The sequence below is a fragment of the Helicobacter sp. CLO-3 genome, from assembly GCF_001854545.1.
Classification (GTDB): domain Bacteria; phylum Campylobacterota; class Campylobacteria; order Campylobacterales; family Helicobacteraceae; genus Helicobacter_B.
In genome coordinates this window covers 74,736-91,824 of sequence record NZ_MLQN01000001.1, presented here as the reverse complement: position 1 = coordinate 91,824, position 17,089 = coordinate 74,736, and the positions used below count along the sequence as shown (strand labels likewise).

Here is a 17,089-nt window from a genome sequence, read left to right as displayed (position 1 = left end):
GACTAAAACAACTCTTTTATATGCGCGATTTGGCTAGTCTGGGTTTATGTGATTTATTTGGCTTGAGATGTGCTCGATTAGGGCGATGCAGGCGCGTATGTCATCTAGCCCAAAGCCCATGCCCGCTAGGATTTCTTGATAGCTTTTGGTGTGTAAATCCTCAAATCCTTGCGAAAAATCAAATGATAAAGGCTCGCTCATGTCGCGCGGCGTGGTGCTTGGTGGATTTGGCGCTTTGTCTTGCGCGTTAAGGGCTTTTGGCGCGCTTGTGGAGGCGGAATCTCTTGTGGAGGTAGAATCTTGCGGGATGGATTCTAGTATTCGCAGCGCTTTTTTGGCTGGTGGCTGGTGGCTATCAGTGCGCGCAAGATTGGCAGATTTCGAGGTGCTGGCAAAATCTAAAGCGCTAGCAGAATCCAAAGCTTTTACGCCTGTCCTGCCAGAATCCAGAAAATCCATATCACGCGGGTTTTGTGCGCCAGAATCTATGCCTGCCGCCCCAGAATCCATAGAATCCACAAATCCCGCACCTCGCACATTTTTCGTATTGCCCCGCGTATTTTCCACATTTTGCGCGCTAGATTCCACGATTTCCGCGTCCTGCGTGTTTTCCACCCTATGCGCCGCCAGATCATCGCTTTCTACCGAGAGCAGCCACTCCACGCGCGCATTTGCAAGCTCTAGCACCCCACTCGCGCGCGTCTCGCTAGCGCCACGCATCTCATTGCGCGCAAACGCGCCAAACACAAACAGCAGCATATCAAACAAATGCACACCAATATTGCACACAATGCCCCCGCTTTTGCGCGCATCGCCCTTCCAAGACGCGCCATACCACCGCCCGCGCGGCGTGATGTAGCGCAGCCGCAGCTGGTAGATTTGCTGCGGATTTTGCGCGAGCTCGTGCGTGATGCGCTGCTTTAGCGCGATGATGCTTTCATGCAGCCTAAGCTGGAGTATCCCAAACACCCGCGGTTTAGGATGCGTGCCAGAATCTAGCAAATCCGCAGAATCTATTTTCGCCTTTTCTGCCCTTTTTTGCGCGGCGGATTCTAGCGCTTTTAGCTCATCAAAAGAGCTTATATCTAGCACCAAAGGCTTCTCGCAAATCGCGCTCGCACCGTGATTTAGCGCGATGGCGATGTGGTGCTTATGCAAAAAGTTTGGCGTGCAAATACTGATAAAATCTAGCCACTCGCCCCGCCCACTAAGCGCGTCCAAAAACGCGACAAACTCCGCCTCCTGCGTGAAAAACGCCGCCTCTGGAAAATAGCTATCCAAAATCCCCACCGAGTCGCTGATGTCTAGCGCGCAGATGAGCGTCCCGCCGACTTCTTTGATGGCTTTGAGATGGCGCGGCGCGATGTATCCGCCCACGCCTATCAGCCCAAATCGCGGGCGTTTGGCGCTGGCGGGTGCGCTTTGCGCGCGGCTTTTGTTTGCATTTGCGCTATTATCGGCGTTCTCTGCATTCTCTGCGTTTGCGGCGTTTGCGGCGTTTGCGCTCTCTCTAGCGTTCATTTTCGCTCCTTTTCTCTCATATAGCTCCCATATCGCGCTGGCGATGATGTCGCATGCGTTGCCATCGCCAAAGGGCGTGGCGCGCGGCTTTGTGGCGCGTGCGCTGGAATCCGCCAAACTAGATTCTGTCAAGCCAGATTTTGCCAAACTAGAATCCAAATCGCCAGAATCCAAATCTTTAGAATCCACTTGCGCGTTAATCTCGCTGGCAACGCGCGCAAACGCTGCGAGTATGGATTTTTGCGTGTTGGCTAGTATATGCACGCCTGAAAGCTCGGTGTATTCGCTGTTTTCGCGCAGTGTGATATGCGGTTTGCCAAAAAAGTAGGCTTCTTTCTGCAAGCCGCCGCTATCACTCATCACGCACGCGGCGCGCTGCAGGCAAAATAGCATGCCAAAATACGAAAGCGGCGCGCAGAAAAATATCGCGCTCTCTTTTATCCGCGCTAGTTTGGCGCGCAAACTAGAATCCAAAGGGGCAGAATCTAAAGAGGTAGAATCTGGGGAAGCAGAATCCAAAAGGGCAGCGTCCGCCATGTAGCCCAAATCCGCATCAAAATCCAAATCCGCGCTAGATTCTAGCTCTGCCAAAGCGCGTGCGGTGCGTGGATGCAGCGGGAAAAGTATAGGCAAATGCCAGCTTATTTTGGCTAGGGATTCTAGGATTTCTAGCAGTTTTTTGGCGTCATCGGTGTTGGTATTGCGATGAAGCGTAGCGATGGCAAAGCGCGGAGTTTTGGCATTGCTAGGCGTATTTTGTCGCGCGCTAGAATCTGATTTTGATATGTCAGAATCTAATTTTATCGCGCTAGATTCTGCTAAACTTGCTAGCATTTTTTGAAACTCATCCCATGAGATCGCACGACTAGGCGCGAAATTTTTGGCAGAATCTAGCAGCGTGATATTTGGCGGCGTGGCGCGTTTGGCAAAATAAAGGCTCGCATCAAACATCACATCACCACTTAGCAAAATGCGCGCATCATCGCGCAGCGCCCCATCTCTAGCCTCTCGCGCTAGATTCTCGCGTGCGCGCTCGCTTGGCGCACAAAGCAGGGTGGCGAGCCTATCAGCCAGCACGCGATTGCGCTCCTCTGGCATCGCGGCATCATAGCTACGCAGTCCCGCCTCGACATGCACGAGCGGCACGCCGCAAAGATGCGTAGCAAACGCACCGCTAAGCGTGGAATCCGTATCGCCATACACCAGCACAAAATCAGGCTTTTTCGCCAAAATCTCGCGTCTAATCGCTTCACTCATCGCCCATAGTCGCGCGATGTTGCGGGTGGTGGTTTTTGAGCGGGTGGGATTTGTGCCAGAATCCACTTGCGCCACATTTTGCCACGCGACGCTTAGCATCACGGGACGCAAATCAAGCTCTTCTAATATCACCCCGCTTAGTTCATAGTCGTAATGCTGCATCGTGTGGCAGATGACCTCGCGGATGCCAGCGCGCTCGAGCGCTAGGCTTAGGATTTTTGCTTTGACAAACTGCGGGCGCGCGCCGATGATAGTCAGCACAAGGGGTGTTTTTTCGGGATTGGCGGTTTTGTTTAGTTTGGCAGTTTTGTCGGTTTTTGGCATGGCGCGCCTTTTGGATTCTGGTTGGATTTTAAAATTTTAGATTCTAGCAGGTCTAATTTCTGCGTGATTTTAGCACAAATAACACAGAAATAACCGCCGAGCGCCAAAACAAATTTAGAACAAAAATCAAGGTAAAATCAACGCCAAAACTAGAGCCAAATCAAAGCCAAAAAGGAACAAAAAATGCTTCATCTAGCCAAAATCTACGACAAAGGGCTACAATGCAGCAAAAAGATATTCTTGAGACTTTCAAAAAATATGTGGGCGAGTTTGGGCTGGATCAGAAGTTTCAAGTCCCGCTTTGCAAGGCGCAGAGGATTCAGAATTTTGGCGAGGATATCAAAAGCGCAAACGAGCTTGCCGGCGCGCTTCAGACGCTCCAAATCGCGCTGAAAAAGATGCTTGACATATCTGGTGGGTTGCAAGATGAGGGCGGGCTGGCAGCGCGCGCAGAATCTACACATAGCGCAGAATCCGCGCATATCGCAAAATCTGCGCCTATCGATAAAAACGCGCGCAATCTCGCGATACATCAAATCCAGCAAAAAATCGCGGAATGCCGATTTATGGGGAGCGATCTATTTGGCGCGGTGCTAAGCGCGAAGGTGGGCGCGCAAAGCATCGAGTTTGACAACCCTTCGCCCATGCCTTTGCTTGAGCGAGGCGATGTGAGCGGGTTTGTGGGCTATGTGCAAGATAAGCTTAGCGAGATTTCTGAAAAGCTTGGCGTGATAAGCGAGGCGATCACGCAAGAGCGGCTTTTTGGCAAAAAAGAGGTGGTGGTAAGCGATGTGGTGGATTTCGATCCCAATGTGTTTAAAAAGATGTTTTAGGGACTTTGCGGGCGTTTGATTTGGCAAGCGTTTAATTTTGACGAGCATTTAATTTTTATAATTTTGGAGGGCTTGGCTAGATTTTGGCGTTTAGGCATACTTAGGACTGGCGTGGCGCTAACATTTATTATAGGCAGAATCTAGATTTATAGCACTATAGAATCTATTGCCAAGTTGTCTATTGCCAAATTATCTATCGCGTGAATAGCTGTGGTGAAAGCAGATTCTAGCGCTTTAGCCTCATCATCGGCGTGCATTTTTTGCAGCGGCTTTTTTAGCACGAGCATAAAATCCTTTCGCATATTTGCCCCAAACCACAGGCGCATATCTTTTGGGCTGTAGATCCCAATGGTAGGGACTTGCAGCATATCTGCGATATGTATCGTGCCCGTGCTTGGGCTGATGAGCGCACTTGAAGCACGCAGAAGCGCGATAAGATTTGCCAAATTTTTGTCATTTTCAAAAATCGCGATATTTGGCAGGCTTTTAACAAGCTTTGGCAGACTCGGCGCGCCAGCAAAGCTAATAAACACAAAAATAATGTGCCTATAGCGCTCCGCCAAACGCGTAGCCAGCGCAGCGTAGGATTCTAGGCTAAGGTTTGTGGGGCTTGAGCGCACAAAGGGGTTTATGCAGATGATGTTTGGCGTGGCTGGCGTTGTGGCTTGTGTGGCAGGGGCGACTTGCGTTGTAGTCGGCATGGCTTGACGCGCAATATTGTCAATAAAATGCGAGATTTTTGCATTTGATTTTGCATCTTGGCAAAAGGTGATACGCGCAAAATCGATGCGCGAAATTTGGCTGTCATAATGCCTCACATCGATGCGGCGCACAAGCTTTAGCAGCGCCTCGCGATAGGTGATGCGCGAGAATGCGCGCGAGAAAAACGCCTTCTCAAAGCGCGGCTGGAGCGCGTTGCGCGCGGTGGCAAAAGTGATGATGCGCCTTGCGCCACTAGAAGCCACGAGGGCGCATCGCCAGCGGTTTGGCTGGGTAAGCAAAAAGCACTCAAACGCCTCGCGCTTGATATGGCTCGCAAGCCCCTCGCGACTCATCTCATCGGTATTGACGCACACAAAGCGGCTCGAAAAATCGCGCAAATGCTCGCGCGCAAATGCTCGCGCGACACTATCAGCTGGGGCGGCAGAATCTAAATGACTATTAGAATTTGCGAAATCTAGGGAATTATCAGAATCTAAAAAATTAGCATTTTGCACTTCTTTAGTTTCTGCAGGTTTTTTGGATTCTGATAATGTTTGGGATTCTATAGGATTGCTGGATTCTGCGGGGTTTGTGGATTCTAGCGATTTTGTAGATTCTGCCAAGCTTGCGCTATTTGCATCCGCGCCAAAATCCGCCACTTTTTCTGCTAGCTGGCTAAAAATCTGCGCGCCTTCAGCATTGGTATATACGACTATCTGCGCGCGCGGGTAGAGCTTGCAAAGCGCGTATAGCGCGTGTATCGCCACCACGCTATCGCCGATAAATGCGCTGCGGTAGAATCCGATTTTTTGCGGGCAAGGCGCGCCAGAATCCGCCAAACTTTTGGATTCTATAATTTCGCATTCTGCGCTTTTGCATTTTTGGCTTTTGGATTCTGCGCTAGAATCCGCCGCGCTAGATTCTGCGCCCCTAGACTCGATCCCGCCGCTTGCCACGCCTACGCCCTTATTTCGCCATTGCCGCGTATTTTGTATTTGGTGGTGGTGAGATCTCGCGCGCCCATAGGTCCGCGCACATGCAGCTTCTGCGTGCTGATGCCAATCTCTGCGCCAAGCCCAAACTCCCCGCCATCGCTAAATCTGCTCGAGGCATTGACATACACCGCCGCCGCATCCACCGCGTCCAAAAACCGCTCCGCCGCCGCGTAGTCGCTGGTGATGATGACTTCGCTGTGCTGCGAGCCAAACGCGCCGATGTGTGCGATCGCCGCATCCATAGAATCCACGACTTTGACGCTTGCGATTTTTGCGCCAAACTCACAGCCAAAATCTGCGCTAGTGGCTGGGATGACACAAGCGCGCGCACTGGAATCTTGTGCGCTGGAATTTGGCGCTTTGGAATCTTTAAAATCTTTGGATTCTGAAGCGCTGGAATCCACCATTTTAGAATCTGGCATTTTAGATTCTCCCGCTTTAGATTCTAGCACTTTAGCTTCTCCCAACTCGCGCAAAATCGCTAGGCTTTTTTCACATACGCGAAGCTCGACGCCCTCTTTGCGCGCTATGCTAGCGAGCTTTGGCAAAATCCTTTGCGCGATGTCGCTATGTATCAGCAGCGTTTCGCAGGCGTTGCAAGCGCTTGGTTTTTGGCATTTGGCGTTGATGAAAATCTCTAGCGCCATTTTTTCATCCGCGCTAGAATCTATGAAAATGTGGCACACGCCCTTATTATGCATCACCACCGGCACTTTGGCATGCTCTATGACAAAATCGATAAGCCCCTCGCCCCCGCGCGGTATCACGACATCTATGAGTCCGCGCGCGCCAAGGAGTGCTAAAATATCCTCATGACTAGAATCTATGAGGCAGCGGATAGGGAAAATGTCGCGCGATTCTTGCAGCACCTCGCCAAACGCCGCTTGTATGATTTGCGCCAAAATCGCATTGGAATGCCGCGCCTCTTTGCCCCCCTTTAGCACCGCGCCATTGGCGGATTTGATGCAGAGCGCGGCGGCATCGATGGTGACATTTGGGCGCGACTCATATATCATGCCTACCACGCCAAGCGGGACGCGCACCTTTTCTATGCGTATCGCGCTTGGGCGCACGCTGCCGCTGATGACTTCGCCCACGACTTCATCTTGCGCGATGATTTCTGCGATGCTTTGGCGCATGGCGTCTATCTGCTTGTCATCTAGGCGCAGTCTGTCGATGAGCGAGGGTTTTAGCCCGCGCGCGCTGGCGGTGGTGATGTCTTTTTGGTTTTGCGCTTTTATCTTGTCGCGCCTTTCATCTAGTAGCGATCTCATGCGCGCGAGTATCGCGTTTCTGCCGTTTGCGCCGATTTGGCTTAGGATTTTGCTAGAATCTTTGACTTGTTTTAAAATCGCGTGCATATCGTGGTTTGGCATGTTTTGTGTGTTTGGCGTGCTTTGTTTGGCGTTTGTCATTTGCTGGCCTTTTTGGCGGATTCTGTTTTGCCGGATTCTGTTTTGGCAGAATCCCTAGCGACTTTCTCGCTCATCGAAATATCATTACTATGCACCACCTCATCGCCTAGCGTGCGCCCTAAGATAGCGGCAAACTCTTTGGAGTCTTTGCCGATGATTTTACGCACTTCAGCCCCGCTATATCGCGCCTTTCCCACGCCAAGCTGCGCGCCGCTAGAATCTAGAAGCGCGACAACTTCGCCCGCGTGAAACTCGCCCTCGCATTTTATCACGCCTTTTGCTAGCAAACTTTTGCGCGATTTTACCGCGATGGTAGCGCCTTCATCAAGGGTCAGCGCACCTTTTGGTATGGTGGCGTATTCGAGCCAAAGGTTGCGCTTTTTGATACCGCCTTCTTGGCTTTTGAAATAAGTGCCGATGACTTCTTTGGCAAAAAATCGCTTGATATTGCTCGTGTCGCTGCCGCCGATTATCGCGACATCACAGCCCATTTTTAGCGCTTTTTTCGCAGCATTTAGCTTTGAATTCATCCCGCCAGTGCCAACGCCTGAACTACTACTTTTTGCCAGCGGCAGGACAGAATCTATATCGCTTACTTCATGGATTGCCCTAGCACTCGCATCTTTGCTGGGATCGGCTGTGTATAGGCCATTGACATCGCTAAGGATAAGCAGCAAATCCGCATCCATCATGCCAGCCACGAGCGCGGCGAGATTGTCATTGTCGCCAAAGGTTTCGATGTATTTGAGCTCATCGACTAGGAGGCTGTCGTTTTCGTTGATGATAGGTATCACGCCAAGCGCGAGTAGGCGCTCTAGCGTGGTGCGCGCGTAGTAGAATCGCTTGCGATTTGCCAAATCATCTTTGGTAAGCAAAATCTGTGCGACTTGTATGCCATGCGCGCCAAACGCCTCATCATACTGCCACATAAGCCTAGCTTGCCCCACCGCAGCGCACGCCTGCTTATCGGCGATGTCTTTTGGGCGCGTGGGGAATCCTAGCAGCTTAAAGCCCGCTGCTATCGCGCCTGAAGAGACGATGATGATGTTTGGGATTTGCTCTTTTAGCTTGGCGATTTGGCTAGCGAGGCTTGCTAGGTATTGGCTTTGCACTTCGCGTGCGTGGGGGATTTGCTGGGATTGCGGAGCTTGTGCTGATTGTGGAGTTTGCTGGCTGTTTGGATTCTGCGCGGGTTGCGAGCTAGATTTTGTTTTATTGTTGGATTCTGCTTTGTTATTAAATTCTGCTTGGGCGCTAGATTCTGCTTTATTATTTGCAAAATCTTGTGTGAGAATCGAGCTGCCTATTTTTATGATAAGCGTTTGTGGGGTGTGTAGCGCTTGGCGTGAGATTTGCGCCAAACTAGAATCTAAAATACCAGATTCTATATTTTTGGAATCCGCTTTTTTGGATTCTAGTATTTTTGCCTTTTTAGATTCTGCTTTTTTCGTCACGCTAGAATCTATATTTTTAGATTCTGCGCGCTTTGGATTCTTTGCGCCCGCACTTTGCGCCTTTGGATTCTGCGCGCTTGTATTTAGAGAATTTTTGCGTGATTTCATAGCATTTTAGCGATAGGCTATTATTTAAACAGCCCTTTTAGCGCGCCCACTGCTTTTTGCACTTCGGGGTTTTTATCGATTTGCTTTTCTATCTCTTTTTGCACGGCTTGCTCTGCTTTTTTCTGCACCAGCTTGCTAAAATCTATATCCACTTTTGGCGAGTTTATCGCGCCATTGATATTGACATCCACGCTATCACCCTTTATCGCGGTTTTTAGCTTGGCGTTGATAGTGGATTTTTCTAGGTCGGTTTTGATATTTTCACCATTCATCGCAAAATCGCCACTTTTCATATCAAGGCTAGAGTTTAGCGTCATGCCTTTAATATCGCTATTTAGCGCGATGTCATTAAATATCAAGCCTGTCGCATCAAACTTGGCGTATTGTTTTAGCGCATCGGTGAGCTTGTTTTGCAAAAATCTGCCGCTTGAAAGCTTTGCTTTTAGATTCCCGCTTTCTTTAGCGATATTGTAAGCTAGATCGCCATTTACTTTTGCGCTAAATACTTGCGGATATTGCGCCATTTTTAGCAATGACACGAGATCTAGCTCTTTTATCTGCGCGGTGAAATCATCGCCTTTAAGCAGCGCATCGACACTGCCTCCAAGGCTTGTAGTGTGGAAATCCGCCTGTATAGATTCTGCGATATGCGCGCTACCATTTGCTTCAAAAGCGCCCGCTAGCTCGATTCCGGTTAGGAATTTTAGCTTTTTGAGATTTGGGATTTTGGCGGTGTAGGGGGTTTTGATATCGATTTTGTTGATATCTATCTCTATTTTTGGCAGATTTACCTGCGCGATACCAGAATCAAAGACAAACTTCGCCTCGCCCACGCCGCGCTTGATATTTGCCTCGGATGCATAAGAAAAAGGCGTATTTGGCATATCTAGGTCAAACTCTTTTTTGATAGCGGCATTTTGCGTCGTGCCTTTTAGCGTGGAGATCACACTTGCACTTATGCCTTTATCTAGATCCCATATCTCGCCTTTGGCATTCTCGCGCCCGGTGATGTAGATGGGCTGATAGAGCATATAAAGCAGCTCTTCGATTTTTAGATTTTGCAGATCAAAAGTGATTTTCTCCGGCGCAAAAGATTTGAGTGATGCGGTGTAGGTGGTGGCAGAATCTGCGAGATTTGTTTTGCCAGAGATTTTTAGGTCATTCATATCGCCGATGATGTTGCCATTTGTCGCAAAGGCACCGCGCACTTTCATGCCGATGATGGGCGTAAATGCGCTGATGTCTGTTAGATTTATCCCATAGGTGCTTTTGGTGGCTAGGTTTGCTATGGTTGTCGCACCGCTAGAAGTGATGCTGCCGATGTTTGAGTTAAAGGCAAATTTGTGCGTGACTTTATCCATGTTAAATATCGCATCTAAAGTGGTGGTGAAATCTGTCTTTGGCACGCTTATGTCAAAATCTTGCGCGATGAGTTTTTGTGAGAAGCTGCCATTTGTGATTTTTAGCAATGCCTTGCCATCAAACTCTAGCGCATCCTCGTTTTGCTCGTTTTTCGCCACTTTGCCTAAAATATCCGCGTCTAAATCAAGCGAGCCATTTATATATGGCTTTTGCCCTATCATCGCTAGCACCTCATCGATTTGCAGCGCTCTGATGTCGGCAAAAATCTTTGTAGGCGTTAGATTATCAAGCGTGATATCTAGCGTGGTGTTTGATTCTGCGATGTCGCTTTTTGCCTTTATCTCAAGCGTCTCAAACACCTTTCCCTTAGCACTAGAATCCACTTCAAACGCCCCAGCCAGCGGCACGCCCACCATATCGCCAAAAAGTGAGATGTCATTGGCATCGACATTTAGCCCAAGGTCGATAAAGAGCGTGAAAAGGTTATAATCGCCCTTTAGCGTGATGATAAGTTTTGGGTCGTTTTTGATGATGATTTCAGTAGAAGTAAGCCCAAGCGAAAAAGTCTCAAGCTTTAGCGGCAGGGGCGAGTATTTGTCGATTTGTGATTGGATGATGGGCTTAAAGATAGCGTTGCCTATGGGGCTAAACACAAGAATATATATAAGCAAAAGCAGTCCTAGCAAAATACCCAAAATCCACAGCAAAAGCTTTTTCATATCATCTCCTTGATGCGTAAAATTACAAAATGGTGTTTGGATTCTGCTCATGCGAGAATCCAAAAATTGCGCCAAAATCTAAAAATCCAAGCGCGCAAATAATCCCGCATTATAGCGCGCTTTTTCTTAATGCCTCATAGATTCTAAGCATATCTCTATGCGCCACAAAATCATGCGCCCTTATGATATTTGCGCCATTTTGCAGCGCGATTAGATGCAGTGCCAGCGTGCCGCTAAGCCTATCTTGCGTGGCTTTTTGCCCGGTGATTTCGCCTATCGTGCTTTTGTTGCTAGCACCTACAAGCAGTGGCAGGGAAAAATGCTTGAAATGCTCTAGGTTTTGGATAAGTGCTAGATTTTGTCGCACATCTTTGGCAAAGCCAAAGCCTATGTCTAGGATGATAGCGCTTGCTTTGGCATCTTGCAGCCGCGCGATTTTCTCCGCAAAAAACGCATCAATATCCAAAATCAAATCATCATAGCTCGTGAGCCTTGCCATATCTTTTGGCGTGCCGCGCGAGTGCATCAGCACCACCTGCGCGCGATAACGCTCGATGACTTTAAACATCTGCTTGTTGCTAATCCCGCTCACATCATTCACCATCTCAAATCCAGAATCTAGCGCATAATCCGCGCATTCTGGGTTGTAGGTATCGATAGAAAAGCAGGCCTTTTTATGCAACTTTTCTTTTTTGATAAACGCACACACTTCTTTGATGCGCGCGATTTCTTCGCGATAATCGATAAGCTCACTGCCCGGGCGCGCGCTAGCGGCGCCTATGTCTATGAGTGTCGCGCCTTGTGCGATGAGGCTCTCTATATCGCTTATCGCTTGCGCGCTAGTTTTGCGCGATGGTGCGTGGAAGCTATCAGGCGTGAGGTTTATGATAGGCATGATGAGGGGTGCGCGGTAGATGTAGTCGTCGTTCGTTATGTATTTTTGCGAAGCGTTTTTTTGCGCGGATTCTGCGTTTTTGGCGTGGTTTTGGTTTGTGGATTCTAGGATTTCAAACGCTTGATATTTGGCGCGCTTGGCAAAAGCAGAATCCACATGCGACTCTAACGCTAAGGCGAGCACTTTTAGCCCAAAGGGCTGGATTTTGCATTTTTCTATCACGCGCGCAAGCTGCGCTTTTGTCGCTATCACAAGCGCGCGGTATTTTTTGCGCTCACAAAGTATCGCCTCTCTTGGCGTGGCGAGATCGCCGCCCGCACTTAGCAGCTCTTGCTTTAGGATCATAAGCGCTGAAATGCTAAGATTTTCTACGATGAAAAGCAGTATCTCGCCTTTGGAGCGCATGATGCGCACACCCATTTTTTCACACGCTATGGATTCTAGCGCATCATCCAAAAACGCCGGCAAAATACGCTTGCAAGCGATTTTAGATTCTAATGATTTTTTATTTTTTTTAGAATCTATTTTTTTGGCATCCATTTTTTTAAATTCTACTTTTCTAGAATCCACCTTTTTAGATTCCGCACTTTTTTTGGCTTTTTTATTTTTTTCTTTTTTATTGCTTTTATCAGCGGTTTTCATTTTGCCCCTTTTTGTGAGATATGCTTTATCGCCCCATTTGTGCTCCCATTTGCACCTTATTTGGGCGCGTCTTTTGATACACCATAAGCAGCAGCGGCAGCAGCACAAACTCCTTCCTGCGATAGTTTTCAAGCTCCAAAAACGCATTATCAAACATATTTAGCTCATCCTCATCTAGCCGCAACCCGCTGCGAAAGACCGCATCCAGCAGCGATGCGACAAGCGCCCTGCCATAGATTTTATTATCACTGCTATCTTGGGAGAGCGATTTTATGAAGTTATAAATATCTGATAGCGAAAGCTTGTTTATATCTAGGCTAAAGGGCGCGATGGGCTCTTTGCTTCGCATATCTTTTAGCAAAAGGCGCGAGCGGATGGTGGGTAAAAATGCCGTTTTGTTGCGCGCGATGAGGATAAATTTCACATTTTCTGGCGGTTCTTCGAGAATCTTTAGCAAGGCATTTTGCGCTTCGTTGCGGAAAGAGTGCGCGGCGATTATTATGGTTTTTGTTTCGCTGCTGGCGATGAAGGCTTCAGCGATTATTTCATGCACGCTTTTTATTTTTAGCTCATTTTCTTCATAGATACGCACGAGGCTTGGGTTTAGCGGCTCGGCTATGCGCGCGATTTCTTGTGAGATGTCGTTTGTTAGGATTATCTCGCCTATGTGATTCATTCTGGCACTACTTGATCGATGATGCAAGCATACGCCGCTTTTTCAAACAATTTCAGCATTTCAATAAGCTTATAATCCAAAAACTCATCATTCCCGCGCAGATAAAACGCGCCCTTTATCCCCTCATCCATCAGCCAAAACAAGCCATGATCTTTACTTAGGCACAAATCCGCGATGCGATTATTCGTCTGCCCCACATACCAAAACATATAGTTTTTATCATAGGCGATATCTAGCATATTTTTTATGTCAATAGCATTTGATTCTTGCAGGTTAAAATCACTTGGAAACATATTATTCAGCGGAAAAATCGGCAATAGCGGGCGCCTCACCCCAGAATAGTAGAATCTAGAAAGCGCATAATGCCTAAACCAAGTGCGCTGCTCATCAGTCGCTAGCAAAAGCGCGCCACCATTTGCGATATGCCTTATCGCGCGCAGGGCAGTATCCGCCCATAGGCTACGCTCCATCTCTAGCCACTCTAGATCATTTGCCCATTTTTTGCACTCATTGCGTATAGATTCTAGCAGCCACACGCGAAAATCTGTCGTCTCTATTTTGCTCATATTTTTCTCAAATTTTATTTGTCTAGCTTGTATGCGCTATGCAACGCGCGCACTGCTGTTTCTGCAAATCTGGATTCTATGATGAGTGAGATTTTTATCTCGCTTGTGCTTATCATCATGATATTTATGTTTTCACTCGCGAGTGTTGAAAACGCCACGCTAGCCACGCCAGAGTGGCTTTTCATCCCCACGCCTACCACGGAAACTTTAGCGATATTATAATCATACTCGATAGAGCCCACATCTTTTTTGAAGCGCTCAAGCGCTAGTTTTGTCTGCTCTATTTCAGTTTGTGGGATGGTGAAATCTATGTCTGTTTTGCCATCGCGCCCGATAGTTTGGACTATCATATCGACATTTATATTGCCTTCACTCAATGCGCCAAAAATCTCTGCAGCAATGCCCGGGCGGTCGAAAACATCCGCGATACTCACGCGCGCTTGGTTTTTATCTAGTGCGATTCCGCTAACGATTGGTTTTTCCATGATATTCTCCTCTGTGGTTATAAGTGTGCCTTCTTTTTGCGTGAAGGAGCTGCGAGTGACCAGTGTCACGCCCCATTTTTTGGCTAGCTCGACAGAGCGATTTAGCAAGACTTTTGCGCCCATGGAGGCAAGCTCTAGCATCTCATCATAGCTGATTTTATCTATCTTTTTGGCGTTTTTCTCGATGCGCGGATCGGTGGTATAGACGCCATCCACATCTGTATATATCTCGCACAAATCCGCTTTCATAGCGCCAGCCAGCGCCACCGCTGATAGATCGCTCCCACCGCGCCCAAGAGTCGTGACTTCGCCCTCTGTGTCTATCCCTTGAAACCCAGCTACCACGACGATATATCCATCATCTAGCAGCTCTTTGACATGCCATGTGTCTATCTCTTCTATGCGCGCTTTGGTATGCGTAGAATCCGTGCGGATGCCCGCCTGCGCGCCGGTGAGTGATATGGCTTTGTAGCCTTTGGATTCTAGTGCTATGGCTAGGAGTGCTGCGGTGACTTGCTCGCCTGTGCTTAGCACCATATCCACTTCGCGCGGCTTTGGCAAAGGGCAGAAATATTTCGTCCAGTTTATAAGCGTGTCTGTCTGCCCGCTCATCGCGCTCACCACGACTACAAGCTTATTTGCCTCTTTTGTTTCTTGATTTATAGTAGCTTCTATCACACGATTTGCGACATTTTCGATGCGCTCGCAGTCGCCCACACTGGTGCCGCCATATTTTTGCACGATTAGCATGATAAATATCCTTTCTTTTGAAAATACGCCAATACCTCGCGATAAACGCCGGCTTTAAACCCGCTGATTTTTTGCAAGGCTTTGTCAATCGCCACAAACTCATAGCGCGCAAACTCCGGCTCTGGCGTGTTTAGATCGATTTGCGCGCCCTCTTTTAGCTTCACTAGAAAATACTTTTGCTTCTGCCCGCAAAAGGGCGCTTTGGATTCTGCGATATGTGGCGGGTAGTCGTAATATATCCAGCTAGATTCTGGGGCAGAATCCGCTTTGGCAGAATGCAAAACAGAATCTAGGCTGGCAGAATCTAAGCTGGCGGATTTGGCGCTGGAGTTTTGGCTAGAATCTAGGCTGGCAGAATCTATTTTGGCAGAATCTGCTTTTGCCAAACTCGCAGAATCCGCGCCTGTTTTGCTCGCCAAACCCCCAGCGTTTGCAGAATCCGCATTTTTAGATTCTGGATATTGCGCGATGATTTCTACTTGATTTGTGCCTATCTCTTCTTCTAGCTCGCGATATAGCGCCTCTTTTGGCGTCTCGCCCTCATCAATCCCGCCTTGTGGAAACTGCCACGCGCCCGCTATATCGCTGCGCTCACCGATAAATATCTCACACGCGCTCGGATAGCTAGGCGAGAGGATAATCGCTGCGACATTTGGGCGATAGATTTTACTAGAATTCATTCGGGCTGCCTTTGTGCCTTTGGTGGCTGATTGACATAAAAGCGCAATTATAATACAAAATGCTTAAAACCAAGCCAAAGCGCGCCACGCCAAAATGCCAAAATCCATGCCGCAAAAATGCCGCACAAAACCAATGCATCAAAATCCAGCCGCGCCTTTACATTTCGCGCGCCCCTTTATATTGCACCTTATTGTCACGCGCTTATTTATCGCACCTTGCTTGTCGCGCGCCCTTATTTGTCACGCTTTTTTGCGCCTTTTATGCTATGTATTTTATCGAGCCACTCATTTAGCGTTTTTTCAAAGCCAATATCCCGCCGCTCGACAAACTCCATAAACTTCATCAAATACCGCTGCTCCACATAGCCGCCAAAATCATGCGGGTAGAGATACTCGCGCGAGTGTGGCAGGATGTTTGGCGCGATAGGTAAGATCTCGCCCTTTTCTATCGCGCTAAGTGCGGCGTTTATCGCCTTGTATGCGGTGTTGCTTTTGGGCGATGAGGCTAGGTAGATGACGCATTGCGCGAGGATGATTCTAGATTCTGGGTAGCCGATTTTGCTGACGGCTAGCATGGTGGATGTGGCGAGATTTAGGGCGTGTGGGTTGGCATTGCCGATGTCTTCGCTAGCGAGAATCACCAAGCGGCGCGCGATAAACTCTGGCGCTTCGCCGCCTGCGACAAGCCGCGCTAGATAGTAGATGCTCGCATTTACATCGCTGCCGCGGATGGATTTGATGAGCGCGGAGGCTAGGTTGTAATGCGTGTCGTCCTCGCTCGCGCCGTCATTTAGGCTGTGTGGGCGCAAGGATTTGGCGTCTTCTAGCGTGATATGGGGCTTTTGGGCGAGGACTTCTAGGAGGTTTAGCATCGCGCGCGCGTCGCCTGCGCTGCTAGATATGAGGTAAGCGGCGGCGTCTTTGTCGATGGTGTGGGTGGCAGAATCTAGCGCGCTGGATTCTGTTTTTTTAGATTCTGCGTTAGAATCCATTTTTGCGCCAGAATCCATTTTTTCACCAATATTTTCCCCGCCAGATTCTGCATTTTCCCCAGAATCCAGCGCGCCAGCAGAATCCGCATTTTTGGATTCCGCGCCAGCATCCACCTCCGCTATCCCTAGCAGCTTCAATGCACGATCTAGCAGCGCCCGCATATCCTTTGGGCTTAGCACCTTTAGCTCAAAAAGCAGCGAGCGCGAGCGGATCGCGTTTGTCAGCGAGTAGAAGGGGTTTTGTGTGCTAGCGCCAAGTATTAGCGCCTGTCGCTCCTCCATCACCGGCAGAAGCGCCTCCTGCTGGGGCTTGGTGAGGCGATGCACCTCATCGATAAACACCACCGGCGCGATTAGCGAGTCTTTGTAGGCTTTTAGATTCTGGCGCAGCGCATCAAGCTTGAAATCCGTCGCGTTAAACTCCAAAAACACCCCGCCAATCTCCTTGGCGATGAGCCTTGCCAGCGTCGTTTTCCCCACGCCCGGCGGTCCATAAAAAAAGCAGTGCGGGCACTGCCCCGCCTTTATCGCGCGATACAGCGGCTTGTCCGCGCCGATGATGTGGCGCTGCCCGATGAGCTCTGCCAAAGTGCTTGGGCGCATACGCACCGCTAGATTCATGCTTTCTCCTGCGTGTGGGGTCGCTTTGCAATGCCTGATGCCTGTCAAATCACAGATTTGCAAAAGCGTATTATACCCCAATGCGCTAGATT

At 48.9% G+C, this 17,089-nt stretch carries 11 protein-coding genes and 1 pseudogene; 1 reads left to right on the top strand and 11 read right to left on the bottom strand.

All coding sequences use genetic code 11. The annotated features are described in order from the left end of the window. Positions 1–33: 33 nt before the first annotated feature. Positions 34–3,102, bottom strand: coding sequence for a UDP-N-acetylglucosamine 2-epimerase (locus BKN38_RS00365; RefSeq protein ID WP_066453504.1), 3,069 nt, complete (start codon positions 3,100–3,102; stop codon positions 34–36). 221 nt (positions 3,103–3,323) lie between these two features. Here BKN38_RS00365 and BKN38_RS00360 point away from each other — a divergent pair, with 221 nt between their 5' ends. Beyond that, positions 3,324–3,935 (top strand): flagellar FLiS export co-chaperone, encoded by a 612-nt coding sequence (locus BKN38_RS00360; protein WP_066453506.1) that lies wholly within the window; start codon positions 3,324–3,326, stop codon positions 3,933–3,935. 146 nt (positions 3,936–4,081) lie between these two features. Here BKN38_RS00360 and BKN38_RS00355 read toward each other — a convergent pair whose 3' ends face one another. The 10 genes and pseudogenes from BKN38_RS00355 to BKN38_RS10160 form a co-directional block, all read right to left on the bottom strand. Further along, positions 4,082–5,593 (bottom strand): glycosyltransferase family 9 protein, encoded by a 1,512-nt coding sequence (locus BKN38_RS00355; protein ID WP_066453508.1) that lies wholly within the window; start codon positions 5,591–5,593, stop codon positions 4,082–4,084. A gap of 2 nt (positions 5,594–5,595) precedes the next feature. Continuing rightward, positions 5,596–7,047, bottom strand: a complete 1,452-nt coding sequence (locus BKN38_RS00350) for a glutamate-5-semialdehyde dehydrogenase (RefSeq protein WP_066453511.1) — start codon at positions 7,045–7,047, stop codon at positions 5,596–5,598. Beyond that, the gene (gene proB, locus BKN38_RS00345; protein WP_070957636.1) at positions 7,044–8,609 is read right to left on the bottom strand and encodes a glutamate 5-kinase; all 1,566 of its coding nucleotides are present in this window, start codon (positions 8,607–8,609) and stop codon (positions 7,044–7,046) included. Before proB ends, BKN38_RS00350 begins: the two co-directional genes overlap by 4 nt. A 20-nt stretch (positions 8,610–8,629) precedes the next feature. Next, on the bottom strand, positions 8,630–10,690 hold the full coding sequence (locus BKN38_RS00340) for a hypothetical protein (protein WP_070957635.1): 2,061 nt from the start codon (positions 10,688–10,690) through the stop codon (positions 8,630–8,632). A gap of 109 nt (positions 10,691–10,799) precedes the next feature. Beyond that, positions 10,800–12,227 carry a dihydropteroate synthase gene (gene folP, locus BKN38_RS00335; RefSeq protein WP_070957634.1) on the bottom strand — a complete coding sequence of 476 codons (1,428 nt, stop codon included), beginning with the start codon at positions 12,225–12,227 and terminating at the stop codon, positions 10,800–10,802. 25 nt (positions 12,228–12,252) lie between these two features. Next, positions 12,253–12,903, bottom strand: a complete 651-nt coding sequence (locus BKN38_RS00330) for a DNA polymerase III subunit delta' (protein WP_066453520.1) — start codon at positions 12,901–12,903, stop codon at positions 12,253–12,255. After that, positions 12,900–13,469 carry a HobA family DNA replication regulator gene (locus tag BKN38_RS00325; RefSeq protein WP_066453523.1) on the bottom strand — a complete coding sequence of 190 codons (570 nt, stop codon included), beginning with the start codon at positions 13,467–13,469 and terminating at the stop codon, positions 12,900–12,902. Before BKN38_RS00325 ends, BKN38_RS00330 begins: the two co-directional genes overlap by 4 nt. Positions 13,470–13,483: 14 nt before the next feature. Beyond that, positions 13,484–14,704 (bottom strand): aspartate kinase, encoded by a 1,221-nt coding sequence (locus BKN38_RS00320; RefSeq protein ID WP_066453526.1) that lies wholly within the window; start codon positions 14,702–14,704, stop codon positions 13,484–13,486. Between the two features lie 452 nt (positions 14,705–15,156). Then, a pseudogene (locus tag BKN38_RS00315) lies at positions 15,157–15,384 on the bottom strand (RNA pyrophosphohydrolase); the annotation flags it as partial. Between the two features lie 233 nt (positions 15,385–15,617). Next, on the bottom strand, positions 15,618–16,997 hold the full coding sequence (locus BKN38_RS10160; RefSeq protein WP_083329073.1) for a replication-associated recombination protein A: 1,380 nt from the start codon (positions 16,995–16,997) through the stop codon (positions 15,618–15,620). Positions 16,998–17,089 lie beyond the last annotated feature (92 nt).

Bases quoted from the DNA above. Each gene is read 5' to 3' on its own strand.
- BKN38_RS00320 (WP_066453526.1), bottom strand. From the start codon at position 14,704: ATGCTAATCGTGCAAAAATATGGCGGCACCAGTGTGGGCGACTGCGAG.
- BKN38_RS00350 (WP_066453511.1), bottom strand. From the start codon at position 7,047: ATGACAAACGCCAAACAAAGCACGCCAAACACACAAAACATGCCAAAC.
- BKN38_RS10160 (WP_083329073.1), bottom strand. From the start codon at position 16,997: ATGAATCTAGCGGTGCGTATGCGCCCAAGCACTTTGGCAGAGCTCATC.
- BKN38_RS00330 (WP_066453520.1), bottom strand. From the start codon at position 12,903: ATGAATCACATAGGCGAGATAATCCTAACAAACGACATCTCACAAGAA.
- folP (WP_070957634.1), bottom strand. From the start codon at position 12,227: ATGAAAACCGCTGATAAAAGCAATAAAAAAGAAAAAAATAAAAAAGCC.
- proB (WP_070957636.1), bottom strand. From the start codon at position 8,609: ATGAAATCACGCAAAAATTCTCTAAATACAAGCGCGCAGAATCCAAAG.
- BKN38_RS00360 (WP_066453506.1), top strand. From the start codon at position 3,324: ATGCAGCAAAAAGATATTCTTGAGACTTTCAAAAAATATGTGGGCGAG.
- BKN38_RS00325 (WP_066453523.1), bottom strand. From the start codon at position 13,469: ATGAGCAAAATAGAGACGACAGATTTTCGCGTGTGGCTGCTAGAATCT.
- BKN38_RS00340 (WP_070957635.1), bottom strand. From the start codon at position 10,690: ATGAAAAAGCTTTTGCTGTGGATTTTGGGTATTTTGCTAGGACTGCTT.
- BKN38_RS00365 (WP_066453504.1), bottom strand. From the start codon at position 3,102: ATGCCAAAAACCGACAAAACTGCCAAACTAAACAAAACCGCCAATCCC.